The organism is Halorubrum sp. LN27 (assembly GCF_016635065.1).
GTDB lineage: Archaea > Halobacteriota > Halobacteria > Halobacteriales > Haloferacaceae > Halorubrum > Halorubrum salipaludis.
In genome coordinates this window covers 851,075-872,338 of record NZ_JAEPET010000001.1, presented here as the reverse complement: position 1 = coordinate 872,338, position 21,264 = coordinate 851,075, and the positions used below count along the sequence as shown (strand labels likewise).

General features: G+C 70.4%; 19 protein-coding genes. 6 read left to right on the top strand and 13 right to left on the bottom strand.

The genetic code is table 11. From position 1 onward, the window contains the following. Positions 1 to 44: 44 nt before the first annotated feature. The 11 genes from JIN95_RS04310 to JIN95_RS04260 form a co-directional block, all read right to left on the bottom strand. Entirely contained in the window at positions 45 to 1,202 is a 1,158-nt protein-coding gene (locus JIN95_RS04310; protein ID WP_200530599.1) for a hypothetical protein, read from the bottom strand. Next, positions 1,195 to 2,949: an SNF2-related protein gene (locus JIN95_RS04305; RefSeq protein WP_095636685.1), complete on the bottom strand. Its 1,755-nt coding sequence runs from the start codon at positions 2,947 to 2,949 to the stop codon at positions 1,195 to 1,197. The genes JIN95_RS04310 and JIN95_RS04305 overlap by 8 nt, the downstream gene beginning before the upstream one ends. Positions 2,950 to 3,279: 330 nt before the next feature. Beyond that, positions 3,280 to 6,054: a PAS domain S-box protein gene (locus tag JIN95_RS04300; RefSeq protein ID WP_095636684.1), complete on the bottom strand. Its 2,775-nt coding sequence runs from the start codon at positions 6,052 to 6,054 to the stop codon at positions 3,280 to 3,282. A 73-nt stretch (positions 6,055 to 6,127) separates the two neighbouring features. Continuing rightward, a complete protein-coding gene (locus JIN95_RS04295) occupies positions 6,128 to 6,541 on the bottom strand; it encodes an OB-fold domain-containing protein (RefSeq protein WP_095636683.1) in 414 nt (137 codons plus the stop codon). Further along, positions 6,538 to 7,704 (bottom strand): thiolase domain-containing protein, encoded by a 1,167-nt coding sequence (locus JIN95_RS04290; RefSeq protein WP_200530598.1) that lies wholly within the window; start codon positions 7,702 to 7,704, stop codon positions 6,538 to 6,540. Before JIN95_RS04290 ends, JIN95_RS04295 begins: the two co-directional genes overlap by 4 nt. Before the next feature lie 75 nt (positions 7,705 to 7,779). Next, positions 7,780 to 8,532, bottom strand: coding sequence for a proteasome assembly chaperone family protein (locus JIN95_RS04285; protein ID WP_095636681.1), 753 nt, complete (start codon positions 8,530 to 8,532; stop codon positions 7,780 to 7,782). A gap of 110 nt (positions 8,533 to 8,642) precedes the next feature. Beyond that, positions 8,643 to 8,825 (bottom strand): RNA-protein complex protein Nop10, encoded by a 183-nt coding sequence (locus JIN95_RS04280; RefSeq protein ID WP_004050356.1) that lies wholly within the window; start codon positions 8,823 to 8,825, stop codon positions 8,643 to 8,645. A 46-nt stretch (positions 8,826 to 8,871) separates the two neighbouring features. Continuing rightward, positions 8,872 to 9,672, bottom strand: a complete 801-nt coding sequence (locus tag JIN95_RS04275; RefSeq protein WP_095636680.1) for a translation initiation factor IF-2 subunit alpha — start codon at positions 9,670 to 9,672, stop codon at positions 8,872 to 8,874. 18 nt (positions 9,673 to 9,690) lie between these two features. Further along, on the bottom strand, positions 9,691 to 9,864 hold the full coding sequence (locus JIN95_RS04270; protein ID WP_004050354.1) for a 30S ribosomal protein S27e: 174 nt from the start codon (positions 9,862 to 9,864) through the stop codon (positions 9,691 to 9,693). Positions 9,865 to 9,866: 2 nt separating this feature from the next. Beyond that, positions 9,867 to 10,148 carry a 50S ribosomal protein L44e gene (locus tag JIN95_RS04265; RefSeq protein ID WP_053771189.1) on the bottom strand — a complete coding sequence of 94 codons (282 nt, stop codon included), beginning with the start codon at positions 10,146 to 10,148 and terminating at the stop codon, positions 9,867 to 9,869. 116 nt (positions 10,149 to 10,264) lie between these two features. Further along, positions 10,265 to 10,972: a cyclase family protein gene (locus JIN95_RS04260; RefSeq protein ID WP_095636679.1), complete on the bottom strand. Its 708-nt coding sequence runs from the start codon at positions 10,970 to 10,972 to the stop codon at positions 10,265 to 10,267. 246 nt (positions 10,973 to 11,218) lie between these two features. On the opposite strand from JIN95_RS04260, the gene JIN95_RS04255 reads away from it, so the two are divergent. The 4 genes from JIN95_RS04255 to JIN95_RS04240 all read left to right on the top strand — a co-directional run bounded on the left by JIN95_RS04255 (position 11,219) and on the right by JIN95_RS04240 (position 17,628). After that, complete coding sequence (locus JIN95_RS04255) at positions 11,219 to 13,855, top strand: alkaline phosphatase PhoX (protein WP_200530597.1); 2,637 nt, start codon at positions 11,219 to 11,221, stop codon at positions 13,853 to 13,855. A 123-nt stretch (positions 13,856 to 13,978) separates the two neighbouring features. Further along, positions 13,979 to 14,683: a hypothetical protein gene (locus JIN95_RS04250; RefSeq protein ID WP_200530596.1), complete on the top strand. Its 705-nt coding sequence runs from the start codon at positions 13,979 to 13,981 to the stop codon at positions 14,681 to 14,683. Between the two features lie 85 nt (positions 14,684 to 14,768). Next, on the top strand, positions 14,769 to 15,290 hold the full coding sequence (locus JIN95_RS04245) for a hypothetical protein (protein ID WP_200530595.1): 522 nt from the start codon (positions 14,769 to 14,771) through the stop codon (positions 15,288 to 15,290). A 58-nt stretch (positions 15,291 to 15,348) separates the two neighbouring features. Further along, positions 15,349 to 17,628 carry a prolyl oligopeptidase family serine peptidase gene (locus tag JIN95_RS04240; protein ID WP_200530594.1) on the top strand — a complete coding sequence of 760 codons (2,280 nt, stop codon included), beginning with the start codon at positions 15,349 to 15,351 and terminating at the stop codon, positions 17,626 to 17,628. Positions 17,629 to 17,653: 25 nt separating this feature from the next. On the opposite strand, the gene mce is transcribed toward JIN95_RS04240, so the two are convergent. After that, entirely contained in the window at positions 17,654 to 18,040 is a 387-nt protein-coding gene (gene mce, locus JIN95_RS04235; RefSeq protein ID WP_200530593.1) for a methylmalonyl-CoA epimerase, read from the bottom strand. A gap of 87 nt (positions 18,041 to 18,127) precedes the next feature. On the opposite strand from mce, the gene JIN95_RS04230 reads away from it, so the two are divergent. Beyond that, a complete protein-coding gene (locus JIN95_RS04230; RefSeq protein ID WP_095636673.1) occupies positions 18,128 to 18,442 on the top strand; it encodes a YbjQ family protein in 315 nt (104 codons plus the stop codon). 54 nt (positions 18,443 to 18,496) lie between these two features. On the opposite strand, the gene JIN95_RS04225 is transcribed toward JIN95_RS04230, so the two are convergent. Next, positions 18,497 to 20,173: a methylmalonyl-CoA mutase family protein gene (locus JIN95_RS04225; RefSeq protein ID WP_200530592.1), complete on the bottom strand. Its 1,677-nt coding sequence runs from the start codon at positions 20,171 to 20,173 to the stop codon at positions 18,497 to 18,499. 123 nt (positions 20,174 to 20,296) lie between these two features. On the opposite strand from JIN95_RS04225, the gene JIN95_RS04220 reads away from it, so the two are divergent. Further along, positions 20,297 to 20,962 (top strand): O-methyltransferase, encoded by a 666-nt coding sequence (locus JIN95_RS04220; protein WP_200530591.1) that lies wholly within the window; start codon positions 20,297 to 20,299, stop codon positions 20,960 to 20,962. Positions 20,963 to 21,264 lie beyond the last annotated feature (302 nt).

Below are 21,264 nucleotides of genomic sequence, written 5' to 3'. Positions count from 1 at the left end.
GGGTCCCGGCGGTCGGCCGCGTGCCCGCTCGGCCGCCCGGGGCGCTACCGACAGGACGTACAGCAGACCGTCTCGCCGTCGAGTCGGAGCGGGTTCGCGGCCGACAGGGTCGATCCGCAGCGCTCACACGCCAGGGGTTCGGTCACCCCGACGCCGGCCCCGTAGCCGACGCGGAGGGTCGTTCGGTCCGCGGCGTCCGCTATCGACACCTCCAGTTCGCCCTGGACGTACCGGAGCTCGGTCACGGTCAGCGGCTCGACCGCGACCTCGAGACCGTGCCTGTCACCCACCTCGCGGCGCTTTTCCGGAAATCCCGCCGCGCGGGCGTCCGTCAGCTCGGTCAGCTCGTCCCGCAGCTCGGCGCGTTTCGCCTTCAGCTCCTTCCGCTCCCGGAGCGTTTCCAGCCGTTCCGCCTGGCTGTCGACCGCCTCGGCGGCCGTGCTCAGCCGCTCTATCGCGTCGGAGACGCTCGATATCTCGGCTTCGAGCTCGTCGATGCGCTGGTCCTGCAGCTGTCGGTACTCGTCCAGCTCGGCGCCCGCGGCGCGCGTCGCGCCCTCTCGTATCTCCGCGATCGTCGGCCGAACCCGCTCGACGATGCGCTCGCCCAGGGCGTCGACCGCCTCTCGGACAGCGTCCTCGTCGAGGGTCGTCGCGGCGGCCTCGAGCGGTACCGAGTCGGGCGTCGCCCGGGCGAGCAGTCGGTCGGCGAGCGCCGGCAGCTCGCGCAGCGAGTCCGCGTCGACGGCGCCGGCGCGGAGCACGTCGGTCTGGTACTCGCTGACGGTCTCGACCCCGATCCGGAACAGCCCGACGACCGCGGTCCGGTCGTAGTACGGCGAAAACTCCGTGTCGGTGACGGTCGCCTCGCTCTCGACGAGCCACCCGGGGAGTCGGACCTCGGCGTCCGCGGCCGCGAGCTCGACGCGGCCGATCGGCGCCCGGTCGGCCGCCTCGCGCAACAGCGACCGGAACGTCTCGCTTTCGGGGTGGAGCGCGAGGTCGCCCCCGATACGCTCGGGGTCGGCGGCGCACACGAGCGTCGTCGTCCCCGCCTCGAACAGGTCCGTTCTCGCGGTCTCGGGAACGGTGACGACGAGCTCGTCGCCCCGCTCGCGCACGGAACAGCCGACCGCCTCGAGGTAGCGCTCGGCGAACCGCTCGACGCGGGCCTGCGTGACGGACAGCGACGCGTCACTCATCGTCGGCCCCCAGATCGAACCCCCGGAACACGCCGCTGTTGAACTCCTCGACCTTCCGGGCCAGATCGCGCTGTTCCCGCAGGTCGACGGCCATGGCGTCGAAGTCGTTCTCCAAGTCGACCTCCGAGCCGGCGCTGACCAGGCGCTCGAAGATCTCGTCTTCGAAGCTCGTCCCGGAGTCCTCGAGCCGGGTGAGGATCGAGCTCAGCTCGCCGACCGACTGCTGGAAGAGGTCGATCTTGTGGTAGAGCCGATCGAGGACGTGCTCCTCGACGGTGTCTTCGAGCGCCATGTTGAAGACGTACACCGCGCGCTTCTGTCCGATCCGGTGGATGCGGCCGATCCGCTGTTCGACCTTCATGGGGTTCCACGGGAGGTCGTAGTTGACCATGATGTTACAGAACTGGAGGTTCCGCCCCTCGTTCATCGCGTCCGTCGAGACGAGCACCCCGCCGCGTTCCTCGAAGGCGGCGACGATCTCCTCTTTCTCGCGGCTGGAGTGGCCGCCGTGGAACGCGTGGGTCTCGTACCCCTCCCGGGCGAGCCGCTCGATGATCCGGTCCTGGGTGGCGCGGAACTGGGTGAACACGATGACGCGGCCCATCTCGACCCGCTCGCGGGCCTCCTCGACGATGTCCAGCAGTCGCTCCCGTTTCGTGACCGTCTCGATCGCGTCGATCGCCTCCAGGATCGACTCCAACTCGGCCTTGTGCGTGAGCTCTCCCTGCTCGTAGAGTCGTTTCTCGATCGTCTTCCGGAGGGCGGCCGGACTGGAGACCACCTCCTTCTGGAGGAGCATCAAGACGAGCTTCTGGCCCTGATCCCGACCGTAGGCGCCTTTGACGTACTCCGAGACCGCCTCGTACAGCTCCCGTTCCGCGCGGCTCGGCTCGAAGGTCCGAGTGTCGACGTGTCGCTCCGTGAAGTCGATGTCCGTCTCCTCGCGTCGGTTCCGGATCATCACCTGCTCGAGCCGCTCTTGCAGCTCGTTTCGGTTGACCAGCGTCTCCTGATCGCCGTCGATGAAATACCGATGGAACACCTCCCGAGAGCCGAACAGCCCCGGCCGGAGGAGCGTGACGATGTTGTACAGGTCCGTGAGATCGTTCTGGATCGGAGTGGCGGTGAGGAAGAAGGCGTAGTCGTACGAGATGCGTTCGATCAGCTCGTAGCGGTCGGTGTCCTCGTTTTTGACGTAGTGCGCCTCGTCGAGGACCAGCACGTCCCAGTCGCGGGCGAGGACGGTCGCCCGGTGGCGATCGCTTTTCGCCGTGTCGATGCTGGCGATGACGTGGTCGTGGGCGTCGAACCCCTCGAACTCGTCGTCGTAGTTGCAGACGAACTCCAGTCCGAACTTCTCTCCCATCTCGGCTTGCCACTGCTTGGCGAGCTGCGCGGGGGTCAAGACGAGCACCGAGTCGTCGGTGTCCCGGAAGTGCATCTCCTTCAGGATCATCCCGACCTCGATCGTCTTGCCGAGGCCCACCTCGTCCGCCAGGAGGGCCTTTCCGTTCATGTCGAACAGCGCCCGGTGGGCGGCGTCGACCTGGTGTTCCAGCAGTTTGACCTCCGCCTCGTCGACGGCGGCCAGCGAGCGGAGCTCCTTGGAGGCCTCGCCGTGTCGAAGCCGCGTCGCGGTCAGACCGGCCCAGTGGGCCGTCTCCGGCTCGCCCTCGTCGAGCGCCTTGAGGAGATCGTCCGGCGGTTCGTGGGTGACCTCGACCGACACGAGGTCCTCGTCGTCCATACCCGTCGGAGGCGGGTGGCCGGCAAATACGTTACGCAGACGGAACGTCCGCGGGAGCGGCGCGTCGATCGCTTATAAATCGTCCCGTTGAAAATCGCGGAAAGCGATACGTCCGTTCCCGCTGCGATCAGTACGGACACAGCGGCGGTTGGAGAGTGGGTATTGCAGATCAGTAGCGGCGAGACAGTATTTAAACAGCCGTGAGCGACGGCGACGATCGCTTATAAACATCCGACAGCACCACCATCATCAGACTTATAAATGACCACTCCACTACCGTGCGAAACTCACTCCAGCCATCGATCAGGGGATTCGCACGCCCCGGCTATCTCACTCCTCCGCCCGTTCCACGCCCGTCACCTCGAACCGCGCGCCGCCGTCGCGGCCCTCGGCGACCCGGACCGACCAGCCGTGGGCCGTCGCCACCTGCTCGACGATCCGAAGGCCGAAACCGGTCCCCTCCTGTGAGGTGGAGTAGCCGGCGTCGAACACCTGATCGCGGTCCGCCGCGGGGATCCCCGGCCCGTCGTCCTCGACGAAGAAGCCGACCTCGTCGGCGGCTTCGCCACCCGCTCCGGCTTCCCCGTCCGTCTCCTCACCGCCGAGCGCGCCCACGGTGATCGACACGTCGTCGCCGCCGTGCTCGACCGCGTTCCGCACCAGGTTCTCGACGAGCTGTCTGAGCCGGCTCTCGTCGGCCCGGAGCCAGAGGTCCGACTCGACGGTCAGCGTCGCGTCGGCCGTCTCGACGGTCTGCCAGCAGGACTCGACGACGGCGGAGAGCCGGACCGGCCGCGTCTCGCTCACCCGTTCGCCCTCGCGAGCGAGCGTGAGCAGGTCGGCGATCAGCGTGTCCATCCGCTCGTGGGCCCCCGCGACGGCGTCGAGGTGCTCGCTGTCGCACTCGTCGCGGGCCAGCTCCACCCGCCCCTGCGCCACGTTCAGCGGGTTCCGGAGGTCGTGGGAGACGACGCTGGCGAACTCCGCCAGCCGGTCGTTCTGGCGCTCCAGCTCCGCGCTCCGCTCGTGGAGCCGGCTGGTCCGCGCCGCGGCGTTGAGCGCCGTCTCGGTCGCGGTCGCGAGGATCCGCGCGAGGTGCTCGTCGGTGCCGTCGAACACGTCCGGTTCCGTCTCGCCGATGGCGATGGTCCCGTGCTCGCCGACGGGGAGGACCATCAGGCTCCGGAGCCCCGTCCCGGCGTCGACCCCCTCGGACGCCTCGATGTCGTCGTACACGCGGGGCTCGCCCGCCTCGAACGCCTCCCAGTTGAGGCTCCCGCCGTCGGGAGTGAACACGGTCCGCTCGGGGAGCACCGCTTCGACCCCCGCCGAGACTCCGACGGGGACGAGCCCGCCGGCCTCCTCGTCGTACAGCCGGACGGTGACCACGGAGAAGCCGAGCACCTCCTCGGCCGCCTCGACGACGCGCTCGGCGATCCCCTCCGGGGAGTCGGCGCGTATCAGGCTCCGGGTCGCGTCGTGGAGCCGCTCCAAGCTGGTCTCGCGGGCGACCCGGTCCAACGCGGCCTCCAAGTGGTTCGCGAGGATCTCCGCGATGAGCACGTCGGTCTCGGTGAACGCGTGCGGCTCAGCCGAGGAGATGACGAACAGCCCGTGGTCGCCGATGGGGTGGAGGACGATGCTCTCCGCGGGGGTCTCCTCGTCGAGCGGTTCGTACGTCGACAGCTCGCCGATCGAGAGCGGCTCGTCGCCCCGGTACGCCTCCCACGCGAGGGCCGCGCGCGTTCCAGCGGGGGCGTCCCCGTCGTAGGACGGCTGCTCATCGAAGAACGCCGGCACCGACTCGGCGAGCGCGGCGGGTTCGAGCTCGTCGCCGGCCTCGTTCAGGAGGTGAATCCCGCTGAGCCCCGCGCCGACGATCTCGTCCGCCGCGTCGACCGCCAGCTGCGTCGTTTCCGCCACCGTTCGCGTGTAGTTGAGGTCCCGCGTCCACTCGCGGAGCCGCGACAGCTTCTCCTCGCGGCGCTTGCGGTCCGAGATGTCGCGGGTGTTGATCACGAACCCGCCGACGCCGTACTCGTCGAGCCGGTTGCTCCCGACCGACTCCACCCACAGGTACCCTCCGTCCGCGTCCGCCAGCCGGTATTCGACCGTCGGGTTGGGCTCCTCGCCCGTGACCGACCGCGCGAACGTCTCGAGGACGCGCTCGCGGTCTTCCGGGTGGACGTACGAGAACGCGTACTCGCCCACCATCTCCGCCGGCTCGTGGCCGAGGATCCGCTCGACCGAGGGGCTCGCGTACTGGAACGTCCCGTCCGCGTCGAGCGCGGTGACGATGTCGCTGGACTGTTCCACGAACGCGCGGTGGCGCTCTCGCTCCGTCACGTCCCGGATGATCCCGACGAACCGGCGCTCGCCGTTCTCCTCGAACTCCCCGAAGGAGATCGACAGGGGGATCTCGTGGCCGTCGCGGTGGGTGCCCGGGAACTCGACGGCCGACCAGTCGATCGAGCGCTCTCCGGTCTCGCAGTACCGCTCGAGGGCCCCACGGTGCGCCTCCCGCTTCCGTTCCGGCATCAGCGTCGTCAGCGGTTCGCCCTCCAGCTCCGCGGGCGGGTAGCCGAACAGCCGCTCGACCGCCGGGTTCGCGAACCGGATCCGGCTGTCGGCGTCGATGGTGACGATCGCGTCCATCGAGTGGTCGGTGATCGCCTGCAGGTGCGCCCGCGTGCGGTCGGCCTCCCGCTCGATCCGGCACTTCTCGACCGCGTCGACGACGCGGTTCGCGAGGATCTCGTACTGCTCCGTGCCGCCGCCCTTCTGGAGGTAGTCCGTCACGCCCGCGGAGATCGCCTCGCTGGCGACCGACTCCGACCCCTTCCCGGTGTAGAGGACGAAGGGGATCTCCGGGTCGCGCTCGCGGACCGCCTCCAGGAGTTCGATCCCGTTCCGGCCCGGCATGTCGTGGTCGGAGACGATACAGTCGATCTCGGCGTCGGGGTCGTCGAGTCGTTCGAGCCCCTCGGCGGCGTCCGAAGCGGTCTCGACCGCGATCCGCGGATCCTCCCGTTCGAGGAACGACGCGGTGATCTCCGCGAGGTCCGGGTCGTCCTCGACGTGGAGCACGCGGATGCGGTCGCTCATGGACTCGGGATACTCGTGACCCCGACATAACCGTTTGGACCGTCTCGGACGAGACGCCAGCGACGAGACGCGACTACTCCCCGCCGGCCGGCCGGAAGACGACGAGCGGCTCCCCGTCGGTGGCGCGCTCCTCGAGGCCGACCGCCACCCGGTCGCCGACCGCGACGGCGTCGGTCTCGGGGTCGACCCCGCGCAGGACGCCCGTGAGCCGGACCGGCCCGAAGTCGGCGATCGCGGTCGCGTACGGGGTGTCGTCGGCGAACCGGGGCCCGGCGACGTGGACGACGCTGTGCGTCTCGACCGTTCCGGTCTCGGCGAGCGGCTCCGCCGAGAGCGACGCGGATCCGCACTCGGGACACACCCGCCGCGGGGGGAGCGACCCGTGGCCGTCCGGACAGACGAGGGCGTACCCCTCGCCGTCCGCGAGCGCGTCGAGCCACTCGTCGTAGCCGCCGTTGCTCGCGGGCGCCGGGGCGTCGTCGCTCATTCCGCCACCTCCAGCACGTGGACGACCGCGCTGGCCACGGTCCCGCCGGCGTTGTGGGCGACCCCCACCTCGGCGTCGGCGACGTGCTCGCTGTTGGGGTGGTCGCCGCGCAACAGTCGGGTGAGCTCCGCGATCTGCGAGCCGCCGGTCGCGCCGACCGGATGCCCCTTCGCCTTCAGGCCGCCGGAGAGATTCACGGGGAGGTCGCCGTCGGCGGTCGTGACACCGTCTCGGGCGGCGGCGATCCCCTCGCCGGGCTCGAAGAAGCCGAGCGACTCCGTCGCGAGCACCTCCGCGACGGTGAAGCAGTCGTGGACCTCCGCCACGTCGACGTCGTCCGGGCCGACCCCGGCGTCGGCGTAGGCCGCGTCGGCCGCGTCGTCGGCCGCGGGCGTGCGCGCGAGATGCTCGCGGTCCGCGAGCGCCATCCGGTCGGTCCCCTGCCCGGTTCCCGTCACCGCGACCGGGGCGTCCACGTCGTGTTCGGCCGCGTACTCCTCGGAGACGATCACGAGCGCGCTGGCCCCGTCGGTGATCGGGCAGGCGTCGTAGAGGTGGAGCGGCTCGGCGACGGGCGGGGCGTCCAGCGCCTCCTCGACGGACACCTCCTTGCGGTACTGGGCGTACTCGTTGGGGACCGCGTTCGCGTGGTTCTTCGCGGCGACGTGCGCGAGGTCCTCGCGGCCCCCGCCGAACGCGTCGAAGTAGGCGTTGGCCATCAGCGCGTACGCGCCGGGGAACGTCACCCCGGCCCGCACCTCGAACAGGTCGTCGGCGGCGATGGCGAGCCCCTCGGTCACCTCGTCAGTCGGGAGGTTGGTCATGCGCTCCATCCCGCCGGCCAGCGCCACGTCGGCCTCGCCCGCGCGGACGGTCCGGACCGCCTCGCGGACCGCGACGCCGGCCGAGGCGCACGCCTCCTCGTAGCGGGTCGACGGGCAGCTCACGCCGGCCGTCTCGGCCATCAGCGGCGCCTGGTGGCCCTGGTGCTCGGCGAGCGCACCCATGAAGTTGCCGTAGTTCAGCTCCTCGACGTCCTCGCGCGGGACGCCGGCGTCCTCGAACGCCCGCAGCGCGGCCGTCGCGAAGAGGTCGCGGCCGGTCCGGTCCGGGTGGCTCCCGAAGCGCGTGAGGCCGACCCCGGCGACGCGTACGTCGGTCATACACGAACGATAATCCGGGACCGGTTTATCCCTGCCGGAACCGGTGGAGGACTGCCAACACTGTGTACGTCGGAGTCAGCCGATGTACCGCAGGTCGTCGTCGGGCACCGCCGGCCCGTCCTGCATCTCCTGGATCTTCCCGACGACCTCCTCCATCTCCTCGGCGCGGTCCTCTAAGCTCTCGTAGTCGACGTCGAATTCGAGGCGGTCCGCGAGCACCTCCAGTACCGCCTGCGCGCTCTTCGGATCGACGAGGTAGCCGCTCGTCTCGCCCATCAGGCAGGCGGCGTCGAAGCCGCGGCGGCCGCCGAGCCCGAGCACGAGCCCGGAGACGCCGACGATGCCGCCTGCGGGCTCGTCGGGTCGGAACTCGACGCCGACCTCCTCCAGGTCGTCGATGAGGCCGTCGTCGGAGACCGCGCCGAGCACGGTGTACTCCTCGACGAGCTCGCCGGTCGGGACGCCACCGAGGGCGAACGCCCGACTCGCGCCGAACTCCTCGGCGATGTCGAGGAACGTCGTGGTGAGCGTGTAGTGGCCCTTGTTCGAGCCGGCCTGGTGGTCGCCGGTCAACACCAGCAGATCGGCGCCGTCGGTCTCGACCGCGTGGAACTCCGCGCAGGTCAGCTCCGCGACGCCGTCGCCGTCGACACTCACCTGCGGCGGGAACTCGGTGGTGTAGACGCGGCGGACTAACTCGCCGTCGAACTCCTCTAACAGGTGCTCCGCCGCCAGCTTCCCCACGTGGCCGACGCCCGGCAGCCCCTCGATGAGCACCGGGTCGTCGAGCTCCGGCGTCGCGACCTCGTCGATCTCGATGTCGTCCATACCGGGGTACTCCGGGCGGGGCTCACAAGAGGGTGGCTATTCCGGTGCTACGCGCGGCTCGGCGTCGAACGGGTCGCTCGGCGGGTACGGCGGCGACGCCGGGAACCGCGCTACTCCGACGCCCGCCGTCGCGCCCGGCGCCGGTACTCCCCGTAGGGGTCCTCGGGGCTGAACGGCGCCGGGGCGCTGTTCTCGGTCGGCCCGTCGCACTCCGGGCAGCGGTCGCCGAGCGCGTACACCGGGCGGTCGTGGGCGGTCTCCCAGTTCGCGCAGACGCGGATGTCGGATTTCACGGTTGGGGATGGAGGAGAGAGGGGGTCGGGGACGAACCGCTGGCGGCTACTCGTCCTCTTCGCGGCGCTCGCGGTGGAACTCGCCGGCGCCGCCGGCGGTCTCGATGGCCTCGCGGGCGCGGGCCGCGGCGGCCTCGAGCTGGTCCTCGGCCGTCTTGTAGTCGGGCGCGCGGACCTTGATCCGGTACTCGGGCGAGCCGACGTAGCCGACCTCGAGGTCGACGCCGTCCGGGACCTCGCCGTTGCCCTCGGCCGCTTCGAGCGCCTCCTTCACGTCGTCGACGCCGTCGGGGGCCGCGGACTCCAAGTCGACGTAGCCGGTCACGTCGACGTACGGGACCGAGACGTTGTCGCGGGCGGCCTCGACGATCGCGTCGAGCGCGTCGTCGTCGATGTCGACGGCTTCGAGCGCCTCGTCGCCGCTGATCGCGGCCGCCTCGAAGGCGTCGTACAGGGAGTCGTACTCGACGAGGAGGGCGTTCGCGACCTCGGTGTAGCGGTCGTCGTCGACGTCCTCGCCGAGCGCGATCAGCATCCAGTTGTCGGCCTTCTGTGAGTTCTTCCAGGCCTGTATCTTGTCCTTGCGCTGGTGTTCGTTGACGTCTTTGATCGAGAGGTCGATCTGGTTCGACGACTCATCGACGTCGAGCACCTTCGCGACGACCGTCTGTCCCTCGCGGACGTGGTCGCGGACGTTCTTGATCCAGCCGGAGGCGACCTCGCTGATGTGACAGAGGCCGCGCTTGTCCTCGTACTCGTCGAGGTCGACGAACACGCCGAAGTCGGCGATCTCGTCGACGTCGCCGACCACCAGCTCGCCGGGTTCGGGCCAGCCGCTGTACTTCATACGGGGGTGGTGAGGCGGTTACCGCGCCTCAACGGTTTCGACGATCTCGCCGTGGAGCTCGGCCTCCCCGCCGGTCGGGGTCGCGAGGGTCGTGCCGCAGACCGCGCACGACACCGTCGAGGAGGCTTTGCCGAAGACGACCTGTTCGTTCTCGCAGTCGCCGCAGGCGACGCGGTGGAAGCTTCCCGCCATGCTTACTCCTGGAACGTGAGCCGGCCGGCGCGCCAGCCCTCGCGCATGTGGGCCTTGCCGCAGTCGCCGCAGCGGTACTTCAGGTGGGTCTTCTTGGTCGGCTTGTCGCCACCGGGCACCTTCGAGTACCCGCCGGCGTTGCCGATCGTCGCGAGCGCGCGGCGTCGCTGGCGCGCGTCGCGTTTCATTCCGGTCGCCCGACCCGATCGAACCTTTTCCACTTCGTGCTCCTGGTGGGAGTCACAGTGTGGACAGTACGTGTTGAAACGACGTGGCATCTCCATGGATATCGACCTTGAGTCGCGGTTCGTCGCCGACGCTTAAAACGGGTTTGGTCTTGCCCGCGGGCGGCGGTACCCTCTCCCTCGAGCCACCGCCGACGCGGTGGCGCGCCTCCCGCTCACCCCTCCCACTCCGCGACCGCCCGCACCGGCGACCCGTCCCCGTCGCGGAGCCGGAGCGGGAAGGCGTACAGCCGGAACCGCGGAGGGAGGTCCTCGAGGCCACAGAGGTTCTCGACGATCGGCAGCGAGTCGCCGAGGAGGGCGTCGTGGGCGGGGGTGCCGTCGGGCTCCGCGTCGCGTGAGCCGTCAGGTCCGGTCGCCGCCGGGCCGGGCGGCGTCGGGTCCGGGCCGAGCGCGTCGAGGCCGACGCCGACGCCCAGCTCCCGGCACCGCTCCGCGGCCGCCGCGGTCAGGTACGGGTGATCGCGGTACCGGTCCGTGCCCCAGTGGGCCGCCCAGCCGGTCCGGAGGACGAGGAGGTCGACCGCGGGGTCGAGGGCGGTGGCGCCGGGGGTACCCGGGTCGCCGGCGTCCGGGTCAGGCAACGCCTCGGCCCCGATCGGCTCCCGCGGCTCCAGCGGCCGGCAGTCGACGAGGCGGGCGTCGAAGGCGAACCGCCCGGCGTCGACCCCGTCGATCGTCTCGCCCCCCGGGAGCGTGTGCCGCGGCGCGTCGACGTGGGTCCCCGCGTGCGTCCCGGTCCGGAGCTCGCTCGTCGCGTAGCCGTCGGCCTCGTGGGTCGCGTCCGGCGCGAGCGTCACGTCCGGGTCGCCCGGATACGTCGGCATCCCCGTCTCGATCGGTCGCGAGAGATCGCGGAACACGGTGGCCCCTGACGCCGACGCCTCATAAACACCGGCGGCCGGTCGTCTCGGCCGGGACCGACCCTTCGGCGGCGGACGGCCGAGCGCTCCGGTGGGGTATATACCGAAATAGAGACCGACCGACACGTATATTGAAACATTACGGTGGGAAGATACAATTACTCCATAAATATAAGAATTATAAAACTTCATGCCGGCTTCGCCGACACTCGCAGTCGCATGGTGGACATGAACCGCCGAGGGTTGATGCGTGCGTCAGTCGCCGCCGCGCTGGGAGCCAGCGTCGCGGGCGTAGCGAGTGCGGAGGAGGTACCGGAGTCGGACACGCCGGGCGCACCGAGCGTCCAAGGGGACCTGAAGCGACTCTCGACGACGGCGTTCGGCGCGGAGGTGACGGGCCCGTTCGTGTTCGAGGACGGGTCGCTGTTGTACAGTCTCCAGCACCCCGACCAGAGCAATCCCGGAAAGTTCGGGCGCGCCGCGGTGGGCTACTTCAGCGGGTTCCAGTTCGAGTTCGACGGCCGAAACGACGACTTCCCGGAGGTCGGCGTTCCGGACACCGAGGAGAAACAGCGGAAGGTGCGGTCGGAGGTCGGCGATTACGAGATCCTGTTCCAGGGACGCGAATCCATTCAGAACGGCAGCGAGAGCCTGGGCGTTTGCCAGACGCCCGACGGAACCTCTCTCAACGAGATCGGTGGCGGCTTCGGCACCAGTCCGGACTGCAACCAGTTCGTTCCGACGAACGCCGAGGGGACCGAGGGGTATCTGTTCACCAACTGGGAGGGGTACCCCGGTTGCATCACGCGGGTTCCGATCAGCCAGGACGACAGCGGCGAGTGGAGTGCGGACACGGGGTCGGACGAGGCGCTCAACCTCCCCAACACGGAGGCCTTCCGCGACATCGGCGGGACGCGGGTCAACTGTTACGGCGACCTCAGTCCCTGGGAGACGATGATCTCCTCCGAGGAGGACTACGGACACCCGGCGGTCTCCCTGAAGCACACGCCGAGCGACCTTCTCGAAGCCGACGGCGGCGAGGGGATCCTCGGAGCCAGACACTTCTGGAACAGGCCGAATCCGACCGAGGCCACGGACGCGATCAACGCCTACGCCGACGACGGCGATATCGCCGAGTCGTGGTATCCGCAGGGCGGCTGGGCGCTCGGTGGCATCGAGCTCCTCGCGTACTATCTCGGCGCGGAGCGCTCGGACGGGGAAGACGGGAGCAGCACGGACCCCATCGGCGACGTCTATCCGAACCCGTACCGCTACGGCTACCACGTCGACATCCGCGACCCGGCGGCGGACGAGCCCACGCCGATAAAGTACTGGGTGATGGGCCGGGCCGCGTGGGAGGCCCCGGACATCCAGGGCGACCGCCGAACCGTCTACGGCTGTTCGGACGGCGACAGCAAGGGCATCTACAAGTTCGTCGCCGACGAGCCGATCGACGAGTACGACGACACCGACGACGTCGCGGGGACGCTGTTCGCCCCGAAGATCACCAACGACGCCGCGAGCGTCGAGGACGCTGGCGAGCGGAACTCCCCCGCACAGACGCCCCTCGACGTCGAGTGGATGGAGCTCGGCCACGCCACCAACGGCGAGGTCGCGTCCTGGATCGCCGAGTACGACGACGTCACCCAGGTCGATTACATCACGGAGCACACCGAGTACAGCGAGGACGAACTCGGCACGGACGTCGCGATCGGTGAGGCGATCAAAGAGGCCGACCTCGAGGTCATCGAGAACGGGAACCAGAACTACGTCACCGTCGAAGAGATCGTCGAGTGGGCGTCGCAGTACGAGGAGAACGGCCCGGACGGCGTCGACGAGGAGCTCCGGCGCGTCCCCTTCGTGGAGACCCGCGCGGCGGCCAAGGAGATCGGCGCCTCGATCGAGTTCAACAAGGCCGAGGGGGTCGACAGCGTGGACGACTCCGAGCCCGGCGACTTCGTCTACTTCGGCATCTCCGAGTTCAACGACGCGCTCGCCGACGACGAGGGCGACGTGCAGATGGACCGCGTCGACGGCGGGGTCGTCTACCGCGCCGAGCTGGAGCCGGACTACAACGTCTCGACGCTCGAACCCGTGATCACCGGGCCGGACTTCACCGACACGCCCGAGGACGCCGACGACGCGCTCCGCAACATCGACAACGTGTACACGATGCGCGACGGGCGCGTGCTCTGCTGTGAGGACGGGTTCGGCGGCCCCGCCCGCTCGTATCCGAACGACGGGCTCTACGTGTTCCAGCCGCACGTCCGCCTCGACGTCAGCTCCGTCGCGGTCGGGCAGGGCAACGCCGTCGAGGCCGAGGTCGTCGCACGGAACGTCCCCGAGGGCCTCGCGGGCGGCGAGTTCACCGTGAGCGTCGCCGACCCCGAGGTCGTCGGCATCACGAGCGCGAGCTACCCCGACGAGGTCGGGCTCTCCGAGCCGCCGACGATCTCCGGTGACGGCGAGACGGCCTCGTTCCGGTTCGCCGACATCGACGACGCGATGGAGCCGGCCGACACCGACTTCACGCTGGCGACGGTCACGCTCACGGGCCGGGGCGCGGGCGTCACCGACATCGACACCGAGGGGGCGCTCGACGACGACGACGGCGAGCCCGTCGAGGTCGAGGCGCGCTCCGGGCTCGCGATCACCGGACCCGCGAACATCGGATCCGGCGGCAATCCCCCGACGGACCCCGACGGCGACGGGTACTACGAGGACGTCAACGGCAACGGTCGGGTCGACTACGCCGACGTGGAGCTCCTGTTCCGGAACCTCGAGAGCGACAGCGTCACGTCGAACGCGCGGGCGTTCGACTTCAACCAGAACGACCGGCTCGACTTCGACGACGTGGTGAGCCTCTACGCGGAGGTCAACTAGTCGGACCGACGCGCTCCCGCGGATCCGTCAGGCCTCCCGCCCGGTTCGGCCCGGATCTACATCCGGGCCTGCGCCACACCCGCCCCCGCTTCGCCCTCCCGAGATACCCACCCAGACACGCCAATGACGAAACGCACCCAGACGCGCTCCGACGCCTTCGAAACGCCAGCTCGTCCGACGGTGGCGGCCCTCGCGGTAGCGCTCGCGGCGCTCGCGCTCCTCGGCGCGGGGGCGAGCCTCGCGGCGGCCCAGCCCGACGACCCGGCGGTGAGCGTCACCGACGCGGAGCTCTCCCAGTCCGACACGGCCACCGTCGACGTGGTGCTCACGTCGGCGCCGGACGGGCTCGCCGGCTACAACCTCGAACTGACCGTCGACGACCCCGACGTGGCCCGCATCGAGTCCGCCAGCTACCCGGACCGGTTCGATCTCACGACCGATCCGGAGATCGGCGAGTCGGGTGAAACCGTCGTGCTCGAAGCGGCCGACATGGGGTCGACCGTCGACGCCGGCGCGACGGACGTGACCCTCGCGACCGTCGAGGTCGCCGGCGACGCGCCGGGCGAGGCCGAACTGACCGTCGACCCGCAGCAGGTCGACGACAACGAGGGAGAACGGCTCCGGCCCGCGTCCCGGGCCGGGACCCTGACCGTCACGGGATCGGGGGCGGCGTCCGGCACCGAGAGCGCCGAGTCGTCCTCGGCGGGACCGGTCGAGGAGCTCGCCGGGAGCGGCGACGGCCCCTCGCTCGGCGTCGTCGTCCTGCTCGGCGCGCTCGCCGCCGTCGGCGCGCTCTCGGCGGTCGCCGTCGCCCGCCGGCGATCGTGAGCGCCGCCGCGGACTCCGGCGACCGCGGGTCCCGCGGACACCAGCGATCGGCCCTCCCCCGACGCGAAGCGACCACCAGACCACGATGTCACGAACGAACCACACGACCGCCGACGACCCGGCGAACGGCGACGCACCGATGAACGGCGACACTACGAACGACGCCGCTACAGACGCCGACACCACAGACGCCGCGGAGAACCGCGACCGGACGATACACGCGTCTTACGCCTTCGGCGTGCGGATACGCGAGGAGGCCGCCGGAGACGGCGATCCGGTCTACCGGTTCGAGGCCCCGAACCACGAGGGGATCGCCTTCGACGACCCCGAGGCCGCGGAGCTGTACGCCGACGTGTACTTCGACGTGAACGGGTTTCAGGAGGCCGGAACCGGCGATCGAGGGGTCCCGCCGGCGATCATCCAGGCCGGCCGCGACACGCTCGTCGGCTACCTGCTCACCCAGCCGGAGACGGGTCGGAACTGGGTCGCCTCGTACTACGGCGAGAAGCCCGAGAAGATCGACCGCTACGTCGCCCGCGTTCGGAAGCGCGCCCGGCTGATACGGGAGCGTGCCGCGGAGCGCGGCGTGGCGGAGAGCGAGGGCTGAGCACCGGCTCCCTTCCGCCTCCCGAACGTATTTCCACCGCCCGCCGCTGGGTGGGTGCATGTCGGAACTCCCGCTCGACGCCTACTACGACCTGACGCAGATCGGCGAGGTCGCCGTCTCCCCGTCCGGCGACCGCGTCGCCGTCACCGCGACCGAGTACGACCAGGCGGCCGACGAGGCGGTCACCTCCCTCTTCGTCGTCCCGACCGACGGCTCCCGTGACCCCCATCGCCTGACGAGCGCGTCCGGCGCCTCCGCGCCGGCCTGGGGGCCCGACGGCGACCGCCTCGCGTTCCTGGCGGCCCGCGACCGCGACATCGAGCGGCGAGTGGGCTGGCGGGACCGCGACGAGGCTGAAGAGGGGGGAGACGCGGACGCCGAGGGTGACGGGGCGGACGACGCCGGCGAGGAGGAAGACGCGGACGACGCCGAGGAAGCCAACGAAGGGGACGACCCCGACGACGAGCCGCTCGAAAGCGGCGACAAGGAGCCGAAGCCGCAGGTGTGGCTGTTCGACCTCGCCCTTGGCGGCGACGCCAGACAGGTCACGGACCGCGACGAGGGCGTCGCCGGCTTCGACTGGTCGCCCGACGGCGACCGACTGGTGATCGAGTCGCGCGACCCGACCGACGAGGAGTCCGAGTACCTCGATCAGGTGCGCGAGGAGGGCGGGCCGATCGAGACGACCCGGCTCCAGCACAAGGTGAACGGCGCGGGGTGGACCGACGACGTGACCACGTACCTCTTCGTCGTCGACCTCGACGACCCCGACGGCGACCCCCGTCGACTCGACGACGCGTACGGCGGCGGGGCGTTCCAGGACGTCGCCGGCATGGACCCCGCGTGGGGCGAGGACGACCGGATCGCGTTCACGTCCTGCCGACTCGATCGACCCGACGACACCACCGTCCGGGACCTCTACGTCGTCTCGGCCGACGGCGGCGACGCCGAGCGACTCACGGACGGCGACCTCACCCACGGGGCGCCGGCGTGGCGACCCGGCGGCGGGGGGATCGCGACGGTCGCGAGCAATCCGAACGACCCGCCCGCCCCGGCGGCGGTGTACCTGACCCCGGACGACTCAGGCGACGACGGCGCGACCTCCCTCACCGCCGACCTCGATCGAACGGTCGCGCGCGGCGGCGAGCCCGAGTGGGTCGACGGCGCGGTCTACGTCCGGATCGCCGACGAGAGCAGCACCCGGCTGGCCCGCGTCGATCCGGGCGACGACGGGGGCGCCGCCGACCCCGACCCGACCGTCGAGCGCGTCTTCGAGGCGCAGGGGCGCGGCCGCGCCATGGCCGGGTTCGACGCCTCGGCCGGCGGGTCGACGGCGGTGGCGGTCCTCTCGGACCCGGAAGCGGGAAGCGACCTGTACGCGGTCGACGTCGACGACCTCGACGCGGCGAGCGATGGGCGCCGCGCAGGTGACGACGCGGCGACCGATGGGCGCCGCGCAAATGACGACGCGGCGACCGAGCCCGACTCCCTCCGGCGGCTCACCCGCGTCAACGAGTCGCTCACCGACGAGTTCGCCATGCCGACGGCCCGGCGCGTCGAGTGGGAGTCCGACGGCTGGACGATTGACGGGGTGCTCTACCACGGTCCGGACGTGGAGCCCGAGGACGGCGACCACCCGCTGGTGGTGGCGATCCACGGCGGCCCGATGTCGTACGACGAGCCGGTCTTCAGCTTCGCGCACGCCGCGCTGACCAGCCGCGGGTACCTCGTGCTCCGGCCGAACTACCGGGGCGGCACCTCGCGCGGGCGCGAGTTCGCCGCGGAACTGACCGGGGCGTGGGGGACCGCCGAGGTCGACGACATCGCGGCGGGCGTCGCGTCGCTCGCGGACCGCGGCTGGGTCGACCCGGACCGCGTGTTCGGCCACGGCTTCTCGTACGGCGGGATCGCGCAGGGGTTCCTGGTCACGCGGGAGCCGGACCTGTTCGCGGCGGCCGCGCCGGAGCACGGCATCTACGACCTGCGGTCGGCGTTCGGCACCGACGACACGCACACCTGGCTGGAGACGGAGTTCGGGCTCCCGTGGGAGGACCAGGAGGCGTACGACGCCGCGACCGCGGTGCTCGACGCCGGGAACATCGAGACGCCCCTGCTGGTGATGGCCGGCGGCGAGGACTGGCGGTGTCCGCCCTCGCAGTCGGAGCAGTTGTACGTCGCGGCCCGCAAGCAGGGCGTCGACGCTGAGCTGGTCGTCTATCCGGACGAGCACCACAACGTCGGCGACCCCGACCGCGCGATCCACCGGTTAGAGAAGATCCTCGACTGGTACGAGACGCACGACCCGGCGGTCGAGGACGTCGACGAAACCGACGACTGAGGCACCGCCTCGGGGCGTATTCGCGTCAGTGCTCGACGAACTCCACGAGCACCCCGCCCGTCGACCGGGGATGGAGGAAGGCGACCTCGTGGCCCCACGCCCCGGGACGCGGCGCCTCGTCGACGAGGTCGACGCCGAGGTCGCGGGCGCGGTCGAGCGCTCCCGAGACGTCGTCGGTCGCGAGCGCGACGTGGTGGATCCCCGGCCCCTCGCGGTCGAGGTAGTCGGCGATCGCGCCGCCGGCGGTCGGTTCGAGCAGCTCGAAGTAGCCGCCGCCGTCGAGTTCGAGGAAGACGACCGCCATCCCGTCGAACGTCTCCTCGTGAGCGACCGGCGCGTCGAGCAGGCCGTCGAACAGGTCGGCGAGGTCGGCGGCGTCGCGCGTGGCGACGCCGACGTGGTCGAAGCGCATGGCTCCCGGATCGAGCGCCGCCGACTTATAAGGACCGAGCGGAAGCCGGCATCGATATTTAAGTCGAATCCCGTCGAACCGCGCGGCATGGAGCTCTCCAACACGGATTCGATCGCCGGCAAGGAAGTGGTCGAGACGCTCGGTGTCGTCCGCGGGAACACCGTCCGCGCCCGCAACGTCGGCCGCGACATCACCCAGGGCCTCCGCAACCTCGCGGGCGGCGAGCTGAAGGGGTACACGGAGCTGATGACCGACGCCCGCAACCAGGCGCAGGACCGGATGGTCGAGGAGGCCGAGGCGCTGGGCGCCGACGGCGTGATCAACGTCCGGTTCACCACCTCCTCGATCGCCGACAGCGGCGCGGAGATTCTCGCGTACGGGACCGCGGTGCGGCTGCGGTAGTTCCCGGTCCAGCCCTACCGCCCCGCCTACTGCCCCCGCTCTACCGTCCCCGCCCTACCGCCCCGGCTTGTACTCGCCGAACTCGTCGCGGAACACGTCCGATATCTCTTGAACCGTCGTGTACGCCTTCACGGCGTCGACGATGTGCGGCATCACGTTCTCGGATCCCCGCGCGGCCTCGCGCAGCGACGCGAGCGCGTCGTCGACGGCGTCGTCGTCGCGGTCGGCCTTCACCTCGTCGAGGCGTTCGCGCTGGTTCCGCTCCTGTTCGGGGTCGACCTCCTCTAAGTCCATCTCCGGCTCCTCGTCTACCGCGTACTCGTTGACGCCGACGATGACGCGCTCGCCGTCCTCGATCTCGCGCTGGCGCTCGAAGGCCACGTCCTGGATCTGCCGTTGAACCCACTGGCTCTTGACCGCCTCCAGCATGCCGCCGCGGCGGTCGACCTCCTCCAGTATCTCGAAGGCGTCCTCCTCGATCCCGTCGGTGAGGCTCTCGACGTAGTACGACCCCGCGAGCGGGTCGATCGTGTCGGCCGCGCCCGACTCGTGCGCGAGTATCTGCTGGGTGCGGAGCGCGGTGCGGACCGACTGCTCGGTCGGGAGCGCGAGCGCCTCGTCTTTCCCGTTCGTGTGGAGGCTCTGGGTGCCGCCGAGCACCGCCGCGAGCGCCTGATAGGCGACCCGGACGACGTTGTTCTCGATCTGCTGGGCGGTGAGGGTGGAGCCGCCGGTCTGGGTGTGGAACTTGAGCTGCTTCGACTTCGGGTTCTGCGCGTCGAAGCGCTCGTCCATGATCTGCGCCCACATCCGGCGGGCGGCGCGGAACTTCGCGGCCTCCTCGAAGATGTTGTTGTGGGCGTTGAAGAAGAAGGAGAGCTGGGGGGCGAACTCGTCGACGTCGAGCCCGGCGTCGATCGCGGCCTCGACGTACTCGATCCCGTTGCCGAGCGTGAACGCGACCTCCTGTGCGGCGGTCGAGCCCGCCTCGCGGATGTGGTACCCCGAGATGGAGATGGTGTTGAAGTTCGGCGTCTCGGCGGCACAAAAGTCGAAGATGTCCGTGATGAGCCGCATCGAGGGCTCGGGCGGGTAGATGTAGAGGTTCCGCGCGACGTACTCCTTCATGATGTCGTTCTGGATCGTCCCCCGGAGCTGTTCGCGCGGGACGCCCTGTTTGTCCCCCATCGCGACGTACATCGCGAGGAGGACGCCGGCGGGGGCGTTGATCGTCATCGACGTGGACACCTCGTCTAAGGGGATCCCGTCGAAGACGGTCTCGAAGTCGTCCAAGGTGTCGATGGCGACGCCCGACCGTCCCACCTCGCCCTCGGCCATCGCGGCGTCGGAGTCGTACCCCATCTGGGTCGGGAGGTCGAACGCCATCGAGAGCCCGGAGGAGCCCTGATCGATGAGGTAGTTGAAGCGCTCGTTGGTCTCCCTCGCGGTCCCCATCCCCGCGTACTGGCGCATCGTCCACAGCCGCCCGCGGTGCATCGTGGAGTAGACGCCGCGGGTGTACGGCTCCTCGCCCGGGAAGCCGGCGTCCTCGCGGTAGTCGTGGTCGGCCACGTCGGCGGGCGTGTACAGCGGGTCGACCTCCTGCCCGCCCGTGTCCGTGGTGAACGACTCCGTGCGCTCCCCGAACCGGTCGACCGTCTCGCCGTAGGTCCCCTCCTCCCACGACTCCTTGGCGTCGCGGATCGCGTCCAGTTCCTCAGGATCGTACATTGGTAAACGGGTCTCGCGAGCGCGACTTAACACTTTTCGGGGGCGTGGGTCCGAACCGGCACTGCGAACCGCCGACCTCCCGCCGACGGGCGGTTTCAAGTGCCGTCCGGTCGAACGCGGACCATGGACGTCCTCCCCGACGCCACCGAGCGCTTCCTAACCGCGACGGCGCCCGAGCACACCGCGACGCAGGCGGAGATGGCCGCCCTCGCGGACGACTGGGGGTTCCCCATCATCGGCCCGGAGGCGGGCGCGGTCCTCCGGCTGCTCGCCCGCCTGACCGACGCCGAGCGCGTCTTCGAGTTCGGCTCCGGCTTCGGCTACTCCGCGACGTGGTTCCTGCGGGGCGGGGCCGACGCCGTGGTCTGCACCGAGTTCGACGAGGAGGAGGCGAAGCGGGGCGTCCAGTTCGCCGCCGACGGCGGATACGCCGACAGCGTCACGTTCGAGGTCGGCGACGCGATGGAGACGGTCGAGCGCTACGACGGCCCCTTCGACGTCGTCCTCATCGACCACCAGAAGGGCCGGTACGCCGAGGCGTACCGCACCGTCCTCCCGAAGGTCCGAACGGGCGGCGTGATCGTCGCCGACAACATCACCCGCGGGCCGATCGACTTCGGCGACCTCGTCGCGCACTTCGAGGACGGCGCCCCGCTGCCGGACCCCGAGGTCGACGGCGAGACGCGCGGCATCGGCGAGTACGTCGGGACGGTGCGCTCCGACGACGCCGTCGAGACCGCGATCCTCCCGGTCGGTTCCGGGATCGCGGTGTCGACGAAGGTGGAGTGAAGAGCGGGCGTCGTGGACTCATTATAAGCAAACTGCTGTCGGCGCGTGCCTCCGAGGCCGCCTCGCGGCCGAGGAGCACGCGCGAGGGAGTCAGTCGTCGGAGCGAAGCGACGACGACTGACGAGGCTGGGGAGGCGTGAGGTGCGGTTGCTGTGCGGTCGGGTGGACTCAAAGGGGCAGCCGCGGGGCGGGCGCAGGCGACGCAAGCACTGCAGGGAGCGAGCAACGCGAGCGACCAAAGCGCGCAGCGAGCGTGCGCCCGCCCCGCGGCTGGGGCTTTGGCGGTGTTCACCGTCGATCCG